The organism is Gluconobacter wancherniae NBRC 103581 (assembly GCF_007988885.1).
GTDB lineage: Bacteria > Pseudomonadota > Alphaproteobacteria > Acetobacterales > Acetobacteraceae > Gluconobacter > Gluconobacter wancherniae.
Window position 1 is genome coordinate 142,047 of the sequence record NZ_BJUZ01000004.1, and the last position, 20,941, is coordinate 162,987.

22 protein-coding genes and 3 tRNA genes are annotated in these 20,941 nt (G+C 55.4%); 17 read left to right on the forward strand and 8 right to left on the reverse strand.

Annotated elements, in window-relative coordinates; all coding sequences use genetic code 11:
• Positions 1-147: 147 nt before the first annotated feature.
• Positions 148-813, reverse strand: a complete 666-nt coding sequence (locus tag GWA01_RS12250) for an alpha/beta hydrolase (protein ID WP_146798453.1) — start codon at positions 811-813, stop codon at positions 148-150.
• A gap of 137 nt (positions 814-950) precedes the next feature.
• Here GWA01_RS12250 and GWA01_RS12255 point away from each other — a divergent pair, with 137 nt between their 5' ends.
• From GWA01_RS12255 to GWA01_RS12275, 5 genes are read left to right on the forward strand one after another with little or no spacing between them, the layout of a single operon-like run.
• Positions 951-2,042, forward strand: a complete 1,092-nt coding sequence (locus GWA01_RS12255) for a cysteine desulfurase family protein (protein WP_146798455.1) — start codon at positions 951-953, stop codon at positions 2,040-2,042.
• Between the two features lie 11 nt (positions 2,043-2,053).
• The gene (locus GWA01_RS12260) at positions 2,054-3,193 is read left to right on the forward strand and encodes a cysteine desulfurase family protein (RefSeq protein WP_146798525.1); all 1,140 of its coding nucleotides are present in this window, start codon (positions 2,054-2,056) and stop codon (positions 3,191-3,193) included.
• Positions 3,194-3,214: 21 nt separating this feature from the next.
• The gene (locus GWA01_RS12265) at positions 3,215-3,529 is read left to right on the forward strand and encodes a ferredoxin family 2Fe-2S iron-sulfur cluster binding protein (RefSeq protein WP_146798457.1); all 315 of its coding nucleotides are present in this window, start codon (positions 3,215-3,217) and stop codon (positions 3,527-3,529) included.
• 5 nt (positions 3,530-3,534) lie between these two features.
• Positions 3,535-4,620, forward strand: a complete 1,086-nt coding sequence (gene mnmA / locus GWA01_RS12270; protein ID WP_146798459.1) for a tRNA 2-thiouridine(34) synthase MnmA — start codon at positions 3,535-3,537, stop codon at positions 4,618-4,620.
• Positions 4,620-5,276: a glutathione S-transferase gene (locus tag GWA01_RS12275; protein WP_146798461.1), complete on the forward strand. Its 657-nt coding sequence runs from the start codon at positions 4,620-4,622 to the stop codon at positions 5,274-5,276. The genes mnmA and GWA01_RS12275 overlap by 1 nt, the downstream gene beginning before the upstream one ends.
• A 22-nt stretch (positions 5,277-5,298) precedes the next feature.
• On the opposite strand, the gene GWA01_RS12280 is transcribed toward GWA01_RS12275, so the two are convergent.
• Both GWA01_RS12280 and GWA01_RS12285 read right to left on the reverse strand, forming a co-directional pair.
• Complete coding sequence (locus tag GWA01_RS12280; RefSeq protein ID WP_146798464.1) at positions 5,299-5,526, reverse strand: hypothetical protein; 228 nt, start codon at positions 5,524-5,526, stop codon at positions 5,299-5,301.
• A 109-nt stretch (positions 5,527-5,635) separates the two neighbouring features.
• Positions 5,636-6,553, reverse strand: a complete 918-nt coding sequence (locus GWA01_RS12285; RefSeq protein ID WP_146798466.1) for a hydrogen peroxide-inducible genes activator — start codon at positions 6,551-6,553, stop codon at positions 5,636-5,638.
• Between the two features lie 362 nt (positions 6,554-6,915).
• Here GWA01_RS12285 and GWA01_RS12290 point away from each other — a divergent pair, with 362 nt between their 5' ends.
• From GWA01_RS12290 to ahpF, 3 genes are all read left to right on the forward strand, one after another.
• The gene (locus GWA01_RS12290; protein ID WP_146798468.1) at positions 6,916-7,122 is read left to right on the forward strand and encodes a cold-shock protein; all 207 of its coding nucleotides are present in this window, start codon (positions 6,916-6,918) and stop codon (positions 7,120-7,122) included.
• A gap of 370 nt (positions 7,123-7,492) precedes the next feature.
• Positions 7,493-8,056, forward strand: coding sequence for an alkyl hydroperoxide reductase subunit C (gene ahpC / locus GWA01_RS12295; protein ID WP_146798470.1), 564 nt, complete (start codon positions 7,493-7,495; stop codon positions 8,054-8,056).
• Positions 8,057-8,167: 111 nt separating this feature from the next.
• Positions 8,168-9,730 (forward strand): alkyl hydroperoxide reductase subunit F, encoded by a 1,563-nt coding sequence (gene ahpF / locus GWA01_RS12300; protein ID WP_146798473.1) that lies wholly within the window; start codon positions 8,168-8,170, stop codon positions 9,728-9,730.
• A gap of 148 nt (positions 9,731-9,878) precedes the next feature.
• On the opposite strand, the gene GWA01_RS12305 is transcribed toward ahpF, so the two are convergent.
• Positions 9,879-9,953: transfer RNA gene (locus GWA01_RS12305), tRNA-Thr, on the reverse strand.
• Between the two features lie 155 nt (positions 9,954-10,108).
• On the opposite strand from GWA01_RS12305, the gene GWA01_RS12310 reads away from it, so the two are divergent.
• The 3 genes from GWA01_RS12310 to GWA01_RS12320 are packed head-to-tail and all read left to right on the forward strand — an operon-like array spanning position 10,109 to position 13,863.
• Positions 10,109-11,584 carry a paraquat-inducible protein A gene (locus tag GWA01_RS12310; RefSeq protein ID WP_146798475.1) on the forward strand — a complete coding sequence of 492 codons (1,476 nt, stop codon included), beginning with the start codon at positions 10,109-10,111 and terminating at the stop codon, positions 11,582-11,584.
• Complete coding sequence (locus GWA01_RS12315) at positions 11,581-13,248, forward strand: PqiB family protein (protein ID WP_146798477.1); 1,668 nt, start codon at positions 11,581-11,583, stop codon at positions 13,246-13,248. The genes GWA01_RS12310 and GWA01_RS12315 overlap by 4 nt, the downstream gene beginning before the upstream one ends.
• Positions 13,249-13,251: 3 nt before the next feature.
• The gene (locus GWA01_RS12320) at positions 13,252-13,863 is read left to right on the forward strand and encodes a PqiC family protein (protein WP_146798479.1); all 612 of its coding nucleotides are present in this window, start codon (positions 13,252-13,254) and stop codon (positions 13,861-13,863) included.
• Between the two features lie 104 nt (positions 13,864-13,967).
• On the opposite strand, the gene nusG is transcribed toward GWA01_RS12320, so the two are convergent.
• From nusG to GWA01_RS12335, 3 genes are all read right to left on the reverse strand, one after another.
• A complete protein-coding gene (gene nusG, locus GWA01_RS12325) occupies positions 13,968-14,498 on the reverse strand; it encodes a transcription termination/antitermination protein NusG (protein ID WP_146798481.1) in 531 nt (176 codons plus the stop codon).
• A 9-nt stretch (positions 14,499-14,507) separates the two neighbouring features.
• The gene (secE, locus tag GWA01_RS12330; RefSeq protein WP_228118621.1) at positions 14,508-14,789 is read right to left on the reverse strand and encodes a preprotein translocase subunit SecE; all 282 of its coding nucleotides are present in this window, start codon (positions 14,787-14,789) and stop codon (positions 14,508-14,510) included.
• Between the two features lie 39 nt (positions 14,790-14,828).
• Positions 14,829-14,905 (reverse strand) — tRNA-Trp (locus tag GWA01_RS12335).
• Between the two features lie 173 nt (positions 14,906-15,078).
• Between GWA01_RS12335 and GWA01_RS12340 the strand changes: the two genes are divergently transcribed.
• Positions 15,079-15,152: transfer RNA gene (locus GWA01_RS12340), tRNA-Gly, on the forward strand.
• Positions 15,153-15,192: 40 nt separating this feature from the next.
• Here the strand turns inward: GWA01_RS12340 and GWA01_RS12345 are convergent.
• On the reverse strand, positions 15,193-15,729 hold the full coding sequence (locus GWA01_RS12345) for a cupin domain-containing protein (RefSeq protein ID WP_146798483.1): 537 nt from the start codon (positions 15,727-15,729) through the stop codon (positions 15,193-15,195).
• Positions 15,730-16,023: 294 nt separating this feature from the next.
• Between GWA01_RS12345 and atpH the strand changes: the two genes are divergently transcribed.
• The 5 genes from atpH to atpC are packed head-to-tail and all read left to right on the forward strand — an operon-like array spanning position 16,024 to position 20,935.
• A complete protein-coding gene (atpH, locus tag GWA01_RS12350) occupies positions 16,024-16,596 on the forward strand; it encodes an ATP synthase F1 subunit delta (RefSeq protein ID WP_146798485.1) in 573 nt (190 codons plus the stop codon).
• Positions 16,596-18,131 carry a F0F1 ATP synthase subunit alpha gene (gene atpA / locus GWA01_RS12355; protein ID WP_146798487.1) on the forward strand — a complete coding sequence of 512 codons (1,536 nt, stop codon included), beginning with the start codon at positions 16,596-16,598 and terminating at the stop codon, positions 18,129-18,131. The genes atpH and atpA overlap by 1 nt, the downstream gene beginning before the upstream one ends.
• A gap of 9 nt (positions 18,132-18,140) precedes the next feature.
• Positions 18,141-19,028: a F0F1 ATP synthase subunit gamma gene (locus tag GWA01_RS12360; protein ID WP_146798489.1), complete on the forward strand. Its 888-nt coding sequence runs from the start codon at positions 18,141-18,143 to the stop codon at positions 19,026-19,028.
• A gap of 22 nt (positions 19,029-19,050) precedes the next feature.
• Positions 19,051-20,514 (forward strand): F0F1 ATP synthase subunit beta, encoded by a 1,464-nt coding sequence (gene atpD, locus GWA01_RS12365; protein ID WP_146798491.1) that lies wholly within the window; start codon positions 19,051-19,053, stop codon positions 20,512-20,514.
• Between the two features lie 4 nt (positions 20,515-20,518).
• Positions 20,519-20,935: an ATP synthase F1 subunit epsilon gene (gene atpC / locus GWA01_RS12370; RefSeq protein WP_146798493.1), complete on the forward strand. Its 417-nt coding sequence runs from the start codon at positions 20,519-20,521 to the stop codon at positions 20,933-20,935.
• Positions 20,936-20,941: the final 6 nt, after the last annotated feature.

A 20,941-nucleotide genomic window follows, 5' to 3' on the forward strand; every position in this document is an offset into this window, starting at 1 on the left:
ATGATTGCAAAGGCCTGTTGCGGCCTGCAAGCTTTTTCCGATGTCAAAATGATTAAAACATTGGTGTCAGATACGAGGGTGATTGGAACAAAAAAGGCCCGCCCCAAGGAGGGCAGGCCTTTTTTAATCGCAAGCTCGGGCTGAACTTCAGTCAGCAGCCAGTGCGAGTGCCTTGCGGCCACGCATGGTCATGACGTGATCTTCAAGTGCATCCGCAACCTGATCAGCTTGCTTTGCAAAAATATGATCTGCGTCTTCGAAGATACGATAATCGACGGTGACGTTTTTCTGGGTGTTCAGCTTGTCGACCAGTTTCCGGATACCAGGCTCAGGCGCCATGTCGTCCTTGCCGCCTGCGACCATCAGGCCACCACATGGACACGGTGCCAGAAAACCAAAATCGTAATCGTTTGCAGGCGGAGCAACGCTGATCCAGCCGCTGATCTCCGGGCGTCGCATCAGCAGTTGCATGCCAACGAACGCACCAAAGGAATACCCCGCAATCCACAGTTCCGAGGAGTTCGGGTTGACCATCTGCATCCAGTCGAGTGCAGCTGCCGCATCGGAAATCTCGCCGATGCCACCATCGTAACGGCCCTGCGAACGGCCGACGCCACGCGAATTGTAGCGCATGACGGAGAAGCCCATCTTCTCGAAGCTTCTGTACATCGTATAGGTGATGCGGTTGTTCATCGTCCCGCCATGGAGCGGATGCGGATGCAGCACCAGGGCGAGGGGAGCGTTGGGTTCGCTGGAGTGGTGGTAACGACCCTCTAGCCGACCGTCTGGGCCGGCAAACATCACTTCAGGCATGAATACTCTCGCGCTATGTCAGGCAGGATTACGGCCCTGCCTTCCGGTGGGGCTCTGTATATCGGTCTAAAAGTGTGAATTTCCACCAAAATCGACTTAACATTGCGATTTCTGCCTCCCGACACGATCTGATGAGCATGAACGAAGCCCTCAAAACGACCTATCTCGACGCGAATGCTACAGAACCACTGCGCCCCGCCGCGCGACAGGCTGTGCTTGACGGAATGATGCTCTCTGGAAATCCTTCTTCGGTGCATGCTGACGGACGTGAGGCACGGCGTTTTCTGGAAGAAGCCCGGAATCGCATCAGCGCCGGTTTCGGGCGGATTTCCGGCACTTGTGTGTTTACATCAGGAGGAACGGAAGCCGATGCAATGGCTATCCATGCCTTCGGGCGCAGTCGTCCTGTCCTGATAGGGGGCACTGAGCATGATGCGATCCGCAAGGCTGCTCCCGATGCCGAGGTTCTGGGGGTAGATCGTTTCGGTTTGTTGGATCCTGAAGACCTGCGCCAGCGCCTGCATCAGATTGGTCCTGCACTGGTGTGTGTGATGTCGGCAAATAACGAGACCGGGGTGCTTTCGCCGCTACAGGACATCGAAGCTGTATGCCGCGACTCGGGATCGCATCTTCATGTTGATGCTGTTCAGGGTGCAGGGAGGGTGCCGTTCACGCTTAGTGAATGCAGTGTCGCGATTTCCGGGCACAAGATGGGAGGCCCCAAAGGTGCGGGAGCCTTGCTTATGCAAAACGAGGACCCGATAGATGCGCTGACGATCGGAGGCGGTCAGGAGCGGGGACGACGCGGCGGTACACAGCCGCTTCCGGCCATACTGGGCATGGCTGCTGCGTTCGAAGAGAGCCGCAGGCAGGACTGGGTGCGGATTGATGTTCTGCGGGAGCAGGTTGAGCAGGCGGCATTGGAATGTGGCGCGCGCGTTGCTGGCCGTGGCGTTCCCCGGTTGCCGAATACAAGTTGCCTGATCCTTGATGGCGTTTCCGCACAGATACAGCTCATGACGCTCGATCTTGGCGGGTTCTGTGTCTCTGCCGGGTCCGCCTGTTCATCGGGAAAAGTATCGTCGTCCCACGTTCTGACGGCCATGGGCGAAACCGAAGGCGCCTCGCAGGCCATTCGGGTGTCGTTGCCTTGGAATGTGGAGGAGGATCATGTCGTCGCCTTTTGCAAGGCCTATCGCGAGATGGCTGCCCGGCTGAAAAAACAGTGAGCGATAAAGCAATGATCTATCTCGATTACTTTGCGACTACGCCCTGTGACCCAGAGGTTGTGAGGGCGATGCTTCCCTGGTTCACACAGGATTTCGGAAACCCGCATAGCACACATGCAATGGGCCTCAAGGCTGCAGGTGCCGTGGAAGCCGCGCGTGAGGCTGTGGCGCAGCTTGTCGGGGCACAAGCGCGGGAAATCGTTTTTACATCGGGCGCAACGGAGGCGAACAACCTCGCGATAAAGGGTGCGGCAAGGCACCTGAAGCGCATTGGCGACCCCAGACGCCGGATCGTCACGCTGGCAACCGAGCATAAATGCGTTCTGGAATCCGTAGTGCAGCTAGAGTCTGAGGGCTTTGAGCCGGTTGTGCTGGGTGTAAAGGCAGATGGGCGCGTGGACCCGGACCAATTGCGCAAAGCCCTCGAAGTGCCGACGCTTCTTGTCAGCATCATGGCTGCCAATAATGAAACTGGCGTTCTTCAGGATATGGAGGCCGTATCCCGGATTGTGAAGGATGCCGGGGCACTGCTGCATGTGGATATGGCCCAGATGGCCGGAAAACTGCCCGTGTCGTTGAAGAATATCGATCTGGCGTCCTTCTCGGCTCACAAGATGTATGGCCCCAAAGGGATTGGTGCGCTCTTCATTCGACGCAGGCCCAGAGTGCGGCTTGAGCCTCTGTTTTCTGGGGGAGGGCAGGAGCGCGGAGTCCGCTCTGGTACGCTCCCGACACCCTTTGTCGCAGGCTTTGGACGTGCTGCCGAACTGGCGCGCGCTCGTTTGGCCGGAGACGCAGAGACGATTGAAAATCTGCGGAACCGGCTTTGGATGCTCGTCTCGCAAGCAATCCCCGGTTGCAGCATGAATGGTGATCAGGCGCCGCGTTTGCCCGGTGCACTCAATATTTGCCTGCCTGAGAATGTGGAGGCTCTTGCCGTCATCGAGCGCATGCCCGATGTCATGGTTTCGACCGGATCTGCCTGCTCTGCCGCCGAACTGACCCCCTCCTATGTGCTGACTGCAATGGGCCTTTCGCGCGAGAAAGCATCACGATGCTTGCGCGTGTCGGTCGGACGCTCTACCTCCAAGGCCGAAATCGACCGTGCGGCAGCTTTTCTGATTGCAGCCGTACATGCCTGCCAAACCTGATAACACTGGAAACAGACACTCATGACGCACATGATCTTCATCGAGAGAGATGGTTCACGCCGCGAAGTTGACGCGCCGGTCGGTCTGTCGGTGCTTGAGATCGCTCACAAGCACGATATTGACCTGGAAGGCGCCTGCGAAGGCTCGCTCGCCTGTGCAACGTGCCATGTCGTCGTTGATCCGGAATGGGCTGCCAAGCTGAGCAACTCCACCGATGACGAAGAAGACATGCTGGATCTTGCATTCGGTCTTGAGAAGACTTCACGTCTGGGCTGCCAGATCGTCATGACCGAAGCACTCGACGGTCTGACTGTTCGCCTCCCGAAGGCAGGCTGACCGTCATGCGTATCCTCGTTGCCATGTCGGGAGGCGTGGACAGTTCCGTAGTGGCCGCCCTTCTCAAACGGCAGGGCCACGAGGTTATTGGCGCGACTCTCCAGCTCTATGATCACGGTCAGGCATCGAAGCCAGGAGCCTGCTGCGCCGGGCGCGACATCATGGACGCTCGTGCCGTAGCCGATAAGCTTGGATTTCCCCATTACGTTATTGATGCGGAAAGCCGTTTTCGGGACAGCGTGATCGAGAGCTTTGCAGATTCCTACGCGCGTGGTGAGACGCCCGTGCCGTGTGTTGCCTGTAATCAGGGCGTGAAATTCACGGATCTGCTTGGAATGGCCCGCGATCTCGGGTGCGAAGCCATGGCCACAGGACATTATGTCCGGCGCGTTGAGGGGGACGACGGGGCAGAAATGCATCGCCCCGTTGACGCGGACAGGGATCAGTCCTGGTTTCTGTTTGCCACGACGCGCGACCAGCTTGAGTACCTCCGCTTTCCTCTCGGAGATGTGCCAGACAAGGCGCATGTTCGGGCACTCGCAGAAGAGCTTGGTCTCGAGATTGCTGCAAAGCCAGACAGTCAGGACATCTGCTTCGTTCCGACAGGCTCTTATGCCGAGCTCGTGGAAAAGCTTCGCCCCGAGATCCAGGGTGAAGGCGAGATAGTCGATGAGGAAGGCCGTGTTCTGGGGCGTCATGAAGGCGTTGCGCGATACACGGTAGGCCAGAGCAAGCGCCTTGGTGATATCCACACCGGGGTGGGTGAACGCCAGATGGTGACGCGCATTGACGTCCCTCGTCGTCGCATCATCGTTGGTCCACGTGCTCAGGCCATCGAGGCGGAAAACCGCCGCACGGTACATCTGCGCAATATGAACTGGTTGATCGATGCTTCCCCGGAAGGCGTGCATTGCGGTGTGCAAATCCGGGCGCGTGAAAAGTTGAGAGACGCGGTTGTGCGACCTCTTGAAGGCGGCGGAGCCGTGGTGGAGCTTACAGAGCCCGCGACGCCTGCACCAGGCCAGGCATGTGTGCTCTATGACGGTAGCCGTGTTCTGGGCGGTGGGTTCATTGTTGCAGGAGAAAGCTGATGGCGGGAACGATCCTGATCGGCTCGAGGCGGTATTCTTCGTGGTCCCTTCGCGGCTGGATGGCAATCAAGCTGGCTCGCCTTGATGTTGAGGAACACGTCGTTGCACTGAAGGGCGGCGGAAAGACAACCGAGATCCATGCGCTGTCTCCGAACAAGCTTGTTCCATATCTTCAACACGATGGCGCGCGCGTCTGGGAAAGCCTGTCCATCTGCGAATACTGCGCAGATATCGAGCCATCGCTGTGGCCGCAGGAAAGGGTTGCGCGCGCGCATGCCCGCAGCATCAGTGCACAGATGCATGCAGGCTTCCGGGCACTTCGTCAGGCCTGCCCGATGGATGTTGAGCGTGTGCCCGCACCTCTGGAAGAAATCAGCGACGAACTGGCTGCGGACGTAGCCTTTCTGAATTCTACGCTGCTGGAAGCCTTGACGCGTAGCGGCGTTGTTACTCCATATCTTTTTGGTGCTGATCCCACGATTGCGGACTGCATGTACGCGCCTGTCGCCCTGCGCATTTATGAGTATGCTCTGGACGTTGATCCGGTTGTTCAGGGTTGGGTAGAAACAATTCTGGCCCATCCGCTTGTGCGGGAATGGTGTGTTGCGGCTGAAGCTGAGCCGGCAGGCTGGCGATTATCCTACACTGACAAGTAATCCAGCCTAAGTCGGGTCTTATTTAGTGATGAACGAAGCCCATCCCGGTCTGAAGGGCAGTACGGAATACGTCTGACCAGATACTATTGCCGCCGCCATGACCGCGCCCTCCGCCCGGCTCCCCCGAGGAGTCGTTGGAAGCGTACTCTCCATTGCCACTATCTTCGTTCATGTCTGACTGCTGGTGCGATGCGCACCCCGCTAGAAGCAGCATCGCAGCGAAAGGTAGCAATTTTTTCAGGTCGTTCACGCACAATTTCCCATCTCTTTATGGAGAGAAATGGAATGCCTTCGCAAACGACTGTCACGTCATGAACAGTGATAAAACGTAATTATTTGAGCATATCGGATGAAAGAACCTAGTCCTTGGCTGGCGCAATTCCGTGCAGAAATGCGCCGAGTTCCCTGAATGCGCCTGCGCGTGGGTCGGAAGCACGCCATACCAGTCCGATGGTCCTGCGTGCTTCAGGCTCTGGCAGGGAGCGGATACAAACCAGGTCTTCAAACTCGGTGCGATTACGCAGCGCGAGCTTGGGGATCAGCGAAAAGCCTTCGCCCGCACCAATCATGTGCCACAGCATTTCAAGGCTGGTCGCAAGCCGCTGGTCCTTGGGGCGGGGGGCGGTAGGGCAGATGGACAATGCCTGATCACGAAGGCAGTGTCCGTCCTCCAGCAGAAGAAGATCAGGCCGCCCAAGCTGGCTTAACGAAATCGATGGTGTTGTTGCGAGTTCATGATGAGAAGGAAAAACTCCCATGAACTCTTCTTCGAACAGTATGACACTATCCAGAGAATCCGCGGGGGCTGGTAACGCCATGAGAGCCAGATCAAGTTCTCCGTGGCGTAGAGCATGAACCAGACTTTCGGTGCGTCCTTCTGTCAGGCGCAGACCGAGTTGCGGATATTCTTTCCGTAGAGGTGGCAGGAGGCCAGGAACATAATATGGACCAAGCGTCGGGATGACACCAATTCTCAGAAGCCCACTCAGAGGTCCCGTGTGGGCTTTGGCAACTTCGAGAAGATTTCGTGCTGCCGCAAGGACTTCCCGGCCCAGACCGATCAGGTGCTCACCCTCGGGTGTTGGTGCGACATGGCGCCGCGAGCGCTCGAACAGCGTCACATCCAGAAGCTGCTCCAGTTTGCGGACCTGCTCTGAAAGACCCGCCTGACTTACACCGCAGCGTTCCGCAGCGCGTGAAAAATTACGCAGATCATCGACCGCGACGACGTATTCGATGTCACGGAGAGAGAGGCCAGAAAGGGGAACATATGCCATGGGATATAGATATAGTCTTATTGATCGTAATTAAAGACCGGTTTTACTTGTTAGGAAATTTTATGCGTGGATGACCTTACGGGAAGTACTGATGATAGATTCGATAATTTTCATGATAAAAAAACAATTAATTCGTAATTATAGAAAATATTTTCTCTCTGAAATCGCTCATGCCCCATAAAATGCGAATATATAAAAATAAATCGTGCATCTGTAGAAAAAGATAGGTAGCAAGGGAGAACGGCTGGCTTTTTGGTCGGATAGATTGCGTTTCGCTGTTTTGCAGCGCTGAGTGTCTCCCCAAGTAGAAAGTTTGATTGCGTGCCTGTTTGTACGTAAGCCGTTTGCTAAGGAGACCTGCCATGAAGACAGGTACCGTAAAGTGGTTCAACTCGACCAAGGGTTTTGGCTTTATCCAGCCCCAGGACGGAACCGCCGATGTTTTCGTACACATTTCTGCCGTTGAGCGCGCTGGACTGTCCACCCTTTCCGAGGGCCAGACGGTTTCCTACGAGCTCGAAACTGGGCGTAACGGCAAGACTTCTGCCGCTAACCTTAAGGTAGCTTGAAGAATTTGGCGGCCCTCGGGTCGCCATTTTTTTTGCCTTGAACACTGAACATTGCCCTACTTTGAGCAGGAAGACCGCTTCACTCGATGCTTCTTGTGAACCGGGATTGTTTTCCGTCGCGTTGATATTCCGCGCTTTGATAAATTCTCATACACCTTTGAACAGTTCTTCTGGTGCGCAACAGGCGGCTTCGGCCACGTTTTGAGCCGGGGAGTGCGTGCAATCTTGCATCGGTCGTTTTGAGGTCGGAGGTTTCTGTATTCGGTCAGACCGATCATTCATATTGACAGGAACAGTTTCCCGTTTCTCTCTCCGTGTGGGACACAAGGTTCCGCACTTAAAGACGTTCAACAAGGCAGGAGTCACACCGATGCCCCGCATCAATTCCCCGCTGAAGCCCTTTTCAACCGACGCGTTTCGCGATGGTAAGTTCCTGACGGTCACCGATGCCGATGTTCTTGGCAAGTGGTCAGTTTTCTTCTTCTACCCAGCAGACTTCACATTCGTCTGCCCAACAGAGCTCGAAGATCTCGCCGACAACCAGGCTGAGTTCGACAAGCTGAATGTTGAGATCTACGCAGTCTCTACAGACAAGCATTTCACGCACAAGGCCTGGCACGATACGTCCCCGGCAATCGGCAAGATCAAGTACACGATGCTTGGTGATCCGACGGGCCACATTTCCCGCAACTTCGACGTCCTGATCGAAGAAGTCGGAATGGCTGATCGCGGTACGTTCCTGCTCGATCCGGAAGGCAAGATCCAGTACATTGAAGTGACTGCTGGTGGTGTTGGCCGTAGTGCAACCGAACTGCTCGACAAGGTCCGTGCAGCTCAGTACGTCGCAAGCCACCCCGGCGAAGTCTGCCCGGCCAAGTGGAAGGAAGGCAGCGCAACGCTGACACCTTCCCTGGATCTCATCGGCAAGATCTGAACCAGACTGCGGTGGGGCTTTGCTGCTCCACCGGACCCGCCCTTTCCGGGGCGGGCACTGCTCCGGCAGATTTCAACACATAAATGCTTCTCGAAAAATCGGAGAAAATCGATGCTTCAGGACGATCTGAAAACCCAGCTGCGCGCCTATATGCAGCACCTGCGTCATGATGTCGTGCTTGAGGCTACGCTCGGCAAGGACGATAAATCTGTCGAGATGCGCGGCTTGCTGGAAGATATTGCCGGTCTGTCCGATAAGGTTTCTTTTTCCGATGCGGGCGATGATGCGCGTCGACCGTCCTTTCTGATTCATCGTGCAGGCTCTGTTGAGCAAGTCCGTTTTGCCGGTTTGCCAATGGGTCATGAGTTCACGTCCCTGATTTTGGCCCTGCTTCAGGTTGGAGGACATCCACCAAAGATCGACGCAGATCAGGTTGAGCAAATTCGTGCTCTGGACGGCGATTTCGCTTTCGAGACCTATTTCTCACTATCTTGCCAGAACTGCCCGGACGTTGTGCAGGCGCTCAATGCCATGAGCGTTATCAATCCCCGAATCAGACATGTGGCTATTGATGGTGCGCTTTTTCAGGATGAAGTGGAGACACGCGGTATTAGGACTGTGCCTCAGGTTTATCTGAATGGAGAGCCGTTTGCCTCTGGTCGTATGGATGTGGTGCAAATTCTGGCCAAGCTTGATGCCAGTTCGGCCGTGCGTGCCGCTGAAAAACTTAAAGATGTCGCTCCTTTTGATGTGTTGATTCTTGGCGCTGGGCCCGCTGGTGCTTCTGCTGCGATCTATGCTGCGCGCAAAGGGTTACGTACTGGTCTGATTGCAGATCGCTTTGGCGGTCAGGTCATGGATACAGCGGGGATTGAGAACTTCATTTCCGTGCAGGAAACTGAGGGGCCAAAGCTTTCAGCAGCTCTCGAAGCGCATGTGCGTCAGTATGATGTTCAGATCATTGCTTCACAGCGCGGGGCCAAGCTTATACCCGCGTCCGAGCCGGAATGGCTGCATGAAATCGTGCTCGAAAGTGGCGTAAGTCTTCGTTCGAAAACGGTTATTCTCGCAACGGGTGCTCGCTGGCGCCAGCTCGGTGTTCCCGGAGAGGAAGAGTATCGTAATAAGGGCGTTGCCTATTGCCCGCATTGCGATGGTCCATTCTACAAGGGAAAGCGCGTTGCTGTTACGGGCGGTGGAAACAGCGGTGTTGAAGCTGCCATCGATCTGGCTGGCATCGTGTCTCATGTCACGCTGCTGCAGCGTGGACCGCACTTGAAGGCCGACAAGGTTTTGCAGGACAAGCTTCTTAGCCTCAAGAATGTTACGGTTCTTCGTGAAGCACTGACGACGCGTGTTGAAGGGAATGGCGAGACTGTCAGCGGACTGACATATCGTGGCGGGGACGGCCTGGAGCATCACGTTGAACTGGAGGGGGTTTTTGTCCAGATCGGACTGCTTCCCAACACGGACTGGCTGAAGGACTCTCTTGAGCTCACAGCTTATGGAGAAGTTGTGATCGACGATCACTGTCGCACTTCTGTACCCGGAGTATTCGCAGCAGGCGATGCCACGACAGTGCCTTACAAACAGATCGTCGTTGCCACGGGCGAGGGCGCGAAGGCCTCACTGGCTGCCTTTGATTATCTTATCAGGATGCCTGCACAGGGCTGACGACAAGAAGATGGCTATTCGCATGGCTCCCCGCTTGACAGGGAGGCATGCGGGGGCTGTTTTTTGTCGGGAAATAAAAGCATTATCGTGCTGTGATATGCACGAATTAAACTGGTTGTAGTGCCAGTTAGGAAAGAAGATTTTATGGTGGTGCCGACACTCGGAATTGAACCGAGGACCTACTGATTACGAATCAGTTGCTCTACCCCTGAGCTATGTCGGCGCTGACGGGGCGTATACCGAACCTCTCTTACCAGTGCAATGCCCTTCGCCGAAAATATCTCTATATTGGCCAGCTCACGGGTTCACATTGAACTTTGGGGGGTTGCCCGAGCGTTCACGTCAGCGCAAGAGTGATCGGATGAGGGCACGAGTCAGATGAGCGATCGCTTTCACAAGCGTCTGTGGCAGAGAGCCGTCAATGTTGCCAAGCCGCAGCAACCCAATTCTCTGAAGGTCGTCGAGGGGCTGCGTGAGTGCCCGACATGCGGTCTCTTTCAGCATGTTCCACGGCTTCAGCCCGGGCATCTTGCTGAGTGTCTGCGTTGTGGCGGGCAATTGGCTCGTCGCAGGAAGACCTCGCTGATAGGTGCTCCGGCCGCGTTTTGTATTGCGTCCGCTGCAGTTTACCTGGCGTTGCTGTTCAGTTCGCTGATGACTATTAACGTTTATGGCCGCGAAAATACGGTGTCTCTGCTGAGCGGTCCCGTGGAACTCGGCTATCAGGGATATAACGCAATTGGCGTGCTGATCGGCCTCGTGACCGCCGTTATGCCGGGCGTTGTGATCGCACTCATGGGGGCGATCCTTTATGGTGCTTCACGTCCCCATATGCCGGACTGGACCCCGAGACTCCTGACCTGGTACGACCGTTTTCGTGGATGGTCCATGATTGAGGTCTACGTTCTCGGCGTGCTTGTGGCGTACACCAAGCTTGTTGATCTGGCGTTGGTGATACTTCAACCGGGCGTTTATCTGCTTGGCGCATTGATGCTCACCATGGCTGCAACAGACTCCACGTTTGACGACGAACTGATCTGGCAGAGCCGCGACATTGAACCTCAGGTAGAGGATTGTCGCGGACGGGTGCTGGACGTTGCACATCATGATGCGCGTGTGGAGCCGATGCCTCCCATTGAGCACATGCTTTCGTGTCATGCTTGCAATCTGGTGCTGGCTTACGACCATCCTGTTCATCAGGAAGCGGATATGGGCGATTGCCCTCGTTGTGGACAGATTTTGCGCCGCCGAAAGCGGCAGAGCCTGTTTTCAGCAACGAGTTTTCTGGTTGCGGCCGTTATTTTCTATATCCCCGCAAACCTTCTTCCGGTCATGACCTACACCAAGGTCGGGCATGGCGCACCAAGCACCATTATCAATGGTGTCATTGAGCTCTGGCAGGCGGGAATGGTACCCTTGGCATTGCTTGTTCTGTTTGCCAGCATCACGGTGCCCGTGCTCAAGATCGCCTCTCTTACGATCATGCTGATCTGTACCCGTCTGAAGAAAAACTGGTGCTTGCGTGGGCTGTCGAAGCTCTATCGTCTTGTTGACATCATAGGGCGTTGGTCGATGATCGACGTCTTCATGATATCGATCCTGGTCGCCGTTGTGCATTTTGCCTTTCTTGCAAACGTCACCGCAGATTTTGGCATGGTCTGCTTCGCACTTGTTGTTATCCTTACGATCTTCGCGGCAGAACTGTTTGACCCCAGAGGCATGTGGGATGCTGCGGGGCTGAACGGAAATGTCTTGAAAACCACCGGGAAAAATCTGCCATCCGAGCGTATGGATGCACAGAAAAACCTGCCTCATAATACCGACGATAATGATATGGAGCCCGAGCGCGCGTGAGTGATTCCCGACAGTCCGGTAACGGACAGCCAGCGGCCTCGCAGGAAGCACCGGTTCGCAGAGCCCGTTTCTCGCTGATCCTGCTGATTCCAGTCCTTGCAATCGCTATCTCCGGATGGCTGGCGTGGAAGCATTTCGCGACGCAGGGACCATTGATTTCCATCACGTTCGATACGGCTGATGGGCTGACAACGGGGCAGACGCAGGTCAAAAATAAGGCCGTTACACTTGGAACGGTACAGGATATCACCCTGAGCCCGGATATGCGCCGGGTGACGGTTCAGGTTCAGATGAATGCAAACAGCGCACACATCCTGACAGACCACACGAGATTCTGGGTCGTGCGTCCAAGGATCAATGGCGCCAGCATTACCGGCTTGGATACGCTGATTTCCGGAGCTTACATTGCGATTGATCCTGGGGCACCCAACGGCCACTACCAAACCGAATTCAAGGGGCTGGAAGCCGCTCCCGGCATTCGGTCGGATCAGCCGGGCTCAACATTCTGGCTCGTGGCACCTGCGGTCGGATCTCTCGGGCAAGGATCTCCTGTCTTCTTTCGTGACCTGCCTGTGGGTGAGGTTCTGGGCTATACGATGCCCCCCGGCGGCGACGGGCCGATTGTCTTGCAGGTGTTCGTACAGGCGCCATACGACCACTATCTTCGGACGGATAGCCGCTTCTGGAACGTATCCGGTGTTCAGGTCGGTGTAGGTGCCGGTGGACTGAAAGTGCAGCTACAGTCCATTCAGGCGCTGTTGTCCGGTGGTGTCGCCTTTGGCCTCCCGCAAAGACGCGTGGGCGTAGATGCTCCTCTTGCGCCAGCCAATTCGGTTTTCAAGCTGTATGGTAGCCAGAGTGAAGCGGATAATGCCCGCTATCATCAGAGGTTCAAGGTGGCCACGTATGTCGATACGTCGGTCAAGGGATTGGCTGCTGGCAGTCAGGTCACGATGTTCGGCCTTCAGATAGGTTCCGTGACGGATGTTAAGCTGGAGATTTCTGATCCGCGTATTTTACCCAAGGTGCGGGTGGAAATGGAGATCGAGCCAGAGCGCATTCTTTCCGCTCCAGATACACAGGCCAAGCAGGTGCAGGAGTTTCTCACGGCTTTTGTTGCCAGCGGGATGCGTGCTTCAGTTCAGAGCGCAAGCTTCCTGACAGGCGAGTCCATGATTGGTCTGCAGTTCGTCAAGAATGCTCCGCCGGCTCAGGTAACGTATGAGGGGGACGTCGCAGTCCTTCCCAGTCAGCCAGGTGGCTTCGACGGGATCATGGCATCTGTATCGACAATCACGGATAAGATTGCTGCTATGCCACTCACGCAGATTGGTGATCATGTGAATGACCTGATTGCACATGCGGACGGACGTCTGAATAGTCGCGAGGTTACGCAGTCTCTCGTTGCGTTCCGAAACTCTCTGCAGAACGTAGATCGGCTGACGCGCAATGCAGATCAGCATCTGCCAGCACTCATGAGCGCGATTCAAGGTACCTTGAATAACGCACAGACGCTTCTCGGGGCTTACGGTGGGGATACCGACTTCCACCGTAATCTTGAGGGGATGATCCTGCAAATGTCCCAGATGGCACGTTCGCTCCGTTTCCTGACTGATTATCTGGATCACCACCCCTCTGCTTTGATCACTGGCCGCAGGAACTGATTGATGTCGTATCGCTCGAACTACATGCTTAGGTCGCTTTGCGCGCTTGGGCTGATTGGCTCCGTGGCAGGATGTAGCAGTGACCCGACGCTCTACACCGTGGCTGCTGTGGCTGGAGATGCGCTTGCTGGTGGCCCGGCAGTCGTAGAAATCCGCACGCCAGTTGTTTCCCCCCGATTGGACCGGGATACAATCGTGGAAGCAGATCGTGGGTATCATCTGAAAATGGCTTCAGGCGATTCCTGGAGTGAGCCTCTTGGCGACATGATAGGCCATGCTCTGACCAGAGATTTGTCTCAGCGTTTACCAGCCACCACAGTTTTTGCCCAGAATGATGCGGTAACGACCACCCCGCAGGCTTTCGTGGAACTTACCATCAATCGCTTTGAGGCAGATCCTTCTGGCTATGCAGTCGTATCTGGCGCCCTTTCCGTTCATCCGGCAGGATCAATGGTAAGTCCTGTGATGACATATCCCATTGAGTGGAAATCAAAAGACGTAACGACCGGCAATACAGACCGTCTTGTCGCTCAACTCAGTGCTGGTGTGGCTGCTATTTCAGAGCAGGCAGCCCAGCATCTACGGACGTTGCCATTGCCTCATATCACTCAATAGTCTTTGAGGCTCTATGCCCAATGATAGTGAATGAGCAAAGCAACCAGACATAAAAAAGGGCTCCAGTAACGGAGCCCTTTTTTTATACAGTTTTGATGGAAGCCCTAGAGCTTTTCAACCTGAGTATATTCCAGCTCGACAGGTGTGGAGCGTCCAAAGATCGAAACGCTGACCTTGAGGCGCTGACGCTCGTCGTCCACTTCTTCGATCGTTCCGGTGAAGGATGTGAAGGGACCATCAGCAACACGAATCTGTTCGCCAATCTCGAAGGTAAGCGCGGAGCGGGGGCGCTCAACGCCTTCCTGAGCCTGCTTCATGATGCGGTCAGCTTCAGCTGCCGTGATGGGCGAAGGCTTGTTACGTGTGCCGAGGAAGCCTGTGACTTTTGGGGCGTCCTTTACGAGATGCCATGCCTCGTCGGTCAGTTCCATCTTCACCAGAACATAACCCGGAAAAAACTTACGTTCAGCGTTAACCTTGCGGCCACGACGAACCTCGGTCACTTCCTCTGAAGGAACAAGGATCTCTTCGAAATGATCGGAAAGGCCTTTCTGCGCTGCCTGTTCCTTAATGTGATTCGCGATTTTTTTCTCGAATCCGGAATAGACATGCACAACGTACCAACGCTTTGCCATGGTGCGGCCTTAGCCTCCAACGCCAAAAAGTCCGCGGATACCAAAGCCAATGACTTGGTCCACGACAAAAAAGAAGATGCAGGTGACGGTGACCATGGCAAGCACTGCACCAGTGGTGACAATGGTATTGCGTCGGGTCGGCCATGTAACGCGCTTGGCTTCAGCGCGCACATCTTTCAGATACCGGCTTGGGCTGAAGCCCGGGCCTTTCTTTTGAGGCGCCGTCTTCCGCGACTCGTCTTTCGGGGTACTGACCGACACCATCATCCTCGAATCAAATGAAATCCGCATTCCGACGTAGGATCGAAATCCTGACGTACGGATGCGAGGTGGCAGGGGCGGAGGGTCTCGAACCCGCAACCTCCGGTTTTGGAGACCGGCGCTCTAGCCAATTGAGCTACACCCCTATCGGCCGAATCAGCGTCCTGACTTAACAGTGAGAACGCCGTAGACAGCGAACGGAAAAAAGGCTGTTCGGGAGGTAAAGTCAATAGCCAGAAGCAAAATAACTAATTTTAAAAATCTTTGCTTCTCGCTCTTGCCGTACGCGGCATGGATAAGTTATGAGCATCTCCGGAATGCGGGCGTAGCATAGTGGTAATGCAGTAGCCTTCCAAGCTTCTTAGGAGGGTTCGATTCCCTTCGCCCGCTCCAACAATCCCAAAAATGTATATTTTCTGATTAATGCCTGTCCTTAAGGTCTGTCGCATTGAATATGTGATGCGCGCGCATTCGCAAACTGCGTAATCATCAGCGCAACTGCATCATCTCCGACATTCCCTGACAAATGGCCGACATGGCCGGCATGATCACGAACTGAATTTTGATCCTCGCTCAGGAGCATATCGCCAGCGTTGAGTTCGACGCTTGTGCCATCCATTGCTTGTACAAAATAGGTGCCAGATAGCGGGACCACCCATTGTACCTGTCTGGTCTCAGACCATCCGCCCTTCCATTTAGGTGGTTGTACCTTTGTAATGACGGTTGCCATGCCGGTGTGCTCGGTTCCGGCCCAGACCTTGTCTTCTCCCGCAATTGAAGGAGTCTGCCTGAAGGCTGAAAGTTTACACTTGGTCAGGTGTGAGACGCCTTGTTTATCTGTCCAGTTGTCCCAGTAAATGAGTGTGGGAAAGTTGGGTTTGTCTGAAACGGGCGTTGCTGACGCGCTATGCGTCAAGGCGCAGCTCAGAAGGGTGCCGAGCGTAGTGATGAGGCGCAAGCAATGAGGCATCAGGTTTCCAGAAAAAGAAATTGAAGAGTTTTATGGTCAGCCTAGATAGCGGCCAGGGGGCCTAACTGCCAGCCTGCCAGAGGTAAATGCAAATGGTTGTGCCTACATGTCTTCAGAAAGCATTTCTGTTGGTTGCGCTTGGCCCGAACAGCGTGCTAGAGGCGCCACGAACAGTGGAGGGCCGTATTGGCGTGACGATTCCCGGATCCCGGGATTTATCATGCGTGCGGTCCAAACGGATTGTGCGGATTCCGGGTGACCGGTTTCCGGCAGAAGGTGAGACGGAACACGCGTGTGACGGTGACACAGGAGCCGCAGATCAGGCCGGTAAGTGGTGTAGCGCAGCGCTACGCCCGGGCTCTCTACGACTATGCCTCTGAACAGGGTGCAATTTCTGACGTTCTGCGTCAGGTGCGCGGCCTTCGCGAAGCGATTGGCCAGAGCGCGGATCTGCGGGTGTTCCTAAGAGACGCCCGTTTAGATGAGCGCCGTTCTGCTGAAGTTGCTGGCGCACTGATGGAAAAGCTCGGTTTTGGGGATGCCCTGCGACGCTTTGTCGGTGTTATTGCAAGCAACCGCCGTCTTTCCGAGTTGGTCTCGATCCTTGACGGAGTTATCGCACTGGATGCGACCCTTCGCGGGGAGGTCGTCGCTGAAATTCGTTCCACGCAGCCACTTACAGACATGCAGCGCAGCCAGCTTCAGGGCCGTCTGGCCGAAGCAGGTTATAGCCGCGTGTCCATGATCGAGCGTACGGATACTTCGCTGATTGGCGGAATGACGGTACGTGTCGGTTCCACATTATTTGATACATCGATCGCTGGGCGTCTGACCCGCCTGCAGAACGCCATGAAGGGAGCCGCGTGATGGAGATTCGTCCCGCCGAGATTTCGGACATTCTCAAGCAACAGATTGCGTCGTTCGACAAGACCGAGACGGTTTCCGAGACGGGTACGGTCCTGTCCATCGGTGATGGTATCGCCCGCGTTTATGGCCTGACGAATGTCATGGCCGGCGAGATGGTCGAGTTCGAAGGAACGGGCCTGCGCGGCATGGCGCTGAACCTCGAAAGCGATAACGTTGGCGTCGTCGTCTTCGGTGACGGTGATGAAATTCGCGAGGGCGATACCGTCCTGCGTACCAAGGCCGTTGTAGAGGTTCCCGTCGGGAAGGGCCTGCTCGGACGCGTTGTTGATGGTCTTGGTAATCCGATCGATGGTCGTGGTCCGCTGACTGACGTCACGTTCACCCGCGCAGAAGTCAAGGCTCCGGGGATTATGCCCCGCCAGTCCGTCAGTGAGCCAATGCAGACAGGCATCAAGGCTATTGACGCTCTGGTGCCGGTTGGGCGCGGACAGCGTGAGCTGATCATTGGTGACCGTCAGACGGGCAAGACCGCTATTCTGGTTGACACCATCGTCGCCCAGAAGCCGGTTAATGCTACTGGTGACGCGAAGAAGTCCCTTTACTGCATCTATGTTGCTGTCGGTCAGAAACGCTCGACCGTTGCGAACCTGGTGCGGACCCTGACGGAACAGGGCGCAATGGAATATTCCATTGTTGTCGCGGCAACGGCGTCTGATGCTGCTCCGATGCAGTACCTTGCACCTTACACGGCATGTGCAATGGGCGAGTACTTCCGTGACAACGGGATGCATGCACTCGTCTGCTATGACGACCTGTCAAAGCACGCGGTTGCATATCGTCAGATGTCGCTGCTGTTGCGCCGTCCGCCTGCACGTGAAGCCTTCCCGGGCGATGTGTTCTATCTGCATTCCCGTCTTCTTGAGCGCGCGGCTAAGATGTCCGATGCTAATGGCGGTGGCTCTTTGACAGCACTTCCGGTCATTGAGACTCAGGCTGGCGATACAGCGGCTTACATCCCGACCAACGTAATTTCGATTACAGATGGCCAGATCTTCCTTGAGACAGACCTGTTCTACAAGGGCATCCGTCCGGCTGTGAACGTCGGTGGTTCTGTCTCCCGTGTTGGTTCTGCCGCGCAGATCAAGGCGATGAAGCAGGTTGCTGGCAAGATCAAGCTTGAGCTTGCGCAGTACCGTGAAATGGCTGCGTTCTCGCAGTTTGCTTCGGATCTGGACCCCGCTACCCGCAAGCAGCTGGATCGCGGTGCACGCCTGGTTGAACTGCTAAAGCAGCCTGAGACTTCGCCGCTGCCAGTAGAGGAGCAGGTTGTTGTGCTCTTCGCAGGAACACGTGGTTATGTTGACCCGATCGCTGTTGACAAGGTTGTTGCCTATGAAGCCGCTCTGCTTGCAGAACTTCGTGGCGCTGGTGCGGACATCCTGACGGCCATCCGTAACGATCGTCAGATCAAGCCAGAAACCGAAGGTAAGCTCAAAGAGCTGCTCGAGGCATTTGGCAAGCGCTTTTCAGCCTGAGGATAGCCCATGGCTTCGCTGAAGGAACTGCGCGGACGAATCACGGGTGTCAAATCGACGCGCAAGATTACGAACGCGATGAAAATGGTCGCAGCTTCCAAGCTGCGACGTGCCCAGTCCCAGGCTGAGGCGGCTCGTCCGTATGCAGAAGCAATGCGCCGTATGATGGCGGAACTTGCTGCTGCCACGCGCGGAGCAGATGCTGCGAGCCTTCCGACGCTTCTCGCCGGGACAGGTAAAGATAACGTCCATCTGGTCGTTGTGCTGACTTCTGATCGCGGACTTGCTGGTGGTTTCAATGCAAACGTTGTGCGGTCTGCACGTCAGTTGATTGATTCTCTCCTTGCTGAAGGCAAGACCGTCCGTATTTTGCCGGTTGGCCGTAAGGGGGGCGACATCCTTGTTCGTCATTACCCCAGCATGATCGTGGAGCAGCTTTCCGGCACGGAAGGCAAGGACGTCGGTTTTGACAAGGCTTCGGCGGTGGGCGCTAAGATCATCACCATGCTTGAGGCTGGTGGTATTGATCGCTGCACGCTGGTCTATAATCGCTTTGTCAATGCAATGACGCAGATTGCGGTGCAGGCTCCGCTTGTTCCGCTTCCTGTCGCTGAAAACGATAATGCTGAAGCGTCAGACGCTGCCCAGTATGAATTCGAGCCTGACGAGGCAACGCTTCTTGCGCAGCTCCTTCCTCGCAACCTTCAGGTGCAGCTTTTCTCTGCGCTTCTTGAGAGTGCTGCGGGTGAACAGGGCGCTCGCATGACGGCAATGGACAATGCCAGCCGTAATGCGAGCAAGGCAATTGACCGCCTGTCCCAGAAGTATAACCGCACCCGCCAGGCCAATATTACAAACGAGCTGATCGAGATCATCTCCGGCGCAGAAGCCGTCTGAGATCACGCAGGAGACGAAACCGATGTCCGAAACCCTCAACCATCCCGTTGATACTGCAAACAACGTAGTCGGCCGCGTCACCCAGGTGCGTGGTCCAGTTGTCGATGTGCAGTTTGAAGGTGATCTTCCACACATCCTTAATGCCCTGCATGTCAAGAATGGCGATCAGACGCTCGTTCTTGAAGTTTCGCAGGAAATTGGCGACCGTCAGGTCCGCTGTATTGCCATGGACACCACCGATGGCCTGAACCGTGGAGCGGAAGTTCGAAACACGGGCAAGCAGATCATGGTTCCTGTTGGGCCTGCAACCCTGGGTCGTATCCTGAACGTCATCGGTGAGCCAATCGATGAGCGCGGACCGATTGTTACTGATAAGTATCTGCCGATCCACCGCAAGGCTCCGTCCTTCGAGGAGCAGGCCGCTGCTTCTGAGATCCTGGTCACAGGCATTAAGGTCGTCGATCTCCTCTGCCCATATCTCAAGGGTGGTAAGATTGGCCTCTTCGGCGGCGCAGGTGTTGGTAAAACAGTTATCATTCAGGAACTGATCAACAACATTGCGAAGGCACACGGTGGTGTGTCCGTTTTTGCAGGTGTTGGTGAGCGTACCCGAGAAGGCAATGACCTGTATTTCGAAATGCAGGACGCAGGTGTCATCAAGATCAACGAGGACGGCTCCACGGCTGGTTCCAAGGTTGCTCTTGTATATGGCCAGATGAATGAGCCGCCGGGAGCACGTGCACGCGTTGCTCTTTCAGGTCTGTCGGTTGCGGAATATTTCCGTGACGAAGAAGGCCAGGACGTACTGTTCTTCGTGGATAACATCTTCCGTTTCACGCAGGCAGGTTCTGAAGTTTCAGCGCTGCTCGGCCGTATTCCTTCTGCTGTGGGTTATCAGCCAACCCTTTCGACAGAAATGGGTGCGTTGCAGGAGCGTATTACCTCCACCAAGAAGGGTTCCATCACGTCTGTTCAGGCCGTGTATGTTCCTGCCGACGATCTGACCGATCCGGCTCCTGCGGCAACCTTTGCCCATCTTGATGCGACGACGGTTCTGAATCGCTCTATCGCCGAAATGGGCATTTATCCTGCCGTTGATCCGCTGGATTCCACCTCTCGTTCGCTTGACCCGAAGATTATCGGTGAAGAGCATTACAACGTTGCACGTGCAGTTCAGAGCACGCTGCAGACCTACAAAGGCCTGCAGGACATCATCGCCATTCTTGGCATGGACGAGCTGTCTGAAGAGGACAAGCAGATTGTTGGTCGCGCACGTCGCATCCAGCGTTTCCTGTCTCAGCCTTTCCACGTTGCTGAAGTGTTCACAGGGGCACCTGGCAAGCTGGTTTCGCTCGAAGATACCGTTCGTTCTTTCAAGGCAGTAGTTGCTGGCGAATACGATCACCTGCCGGAAGGCGCCTTCTACATGGTTGGTTCCATTGATGAAGCCGTTGCCAAGGCCGAAAAGATGAAGCAGGAGGGCTGATCCGATGCCACTTCGCATCGAGATCGTCAGCCCGGAAAAGCGTCTGGTTGATCGCGAGATCGACATGGTCGTTGTGCCGGGCATGGAGGGCGATATTGCAGCGATGCCGGACCGTGCACCGCTGATGCTTCAGCTGCGTGGTGGCGTTGTTGCTCTCTACGAAAATGACAAGATCGTTGACCGCTACTTTGTCGCCGGTGGTTTCGTGGATATGGGGCCTGACCGTTGTACGGTACTCGCTGACTCCGCGCAGCTGATGAGTGAGCTGTCTGCGGATGAAGCGCGCGATCGTCTTCGTGATCTGGAAACGCAGTGGGCTCAGATCGGGCCGAATGACGTTGATGCACATGACCGTATGTCACGTGAAATCCAGAGCGTTCGCGCAGAAATCGAAGCAGTAGAAAACCCAGCATTTCTCTGAGTTTCT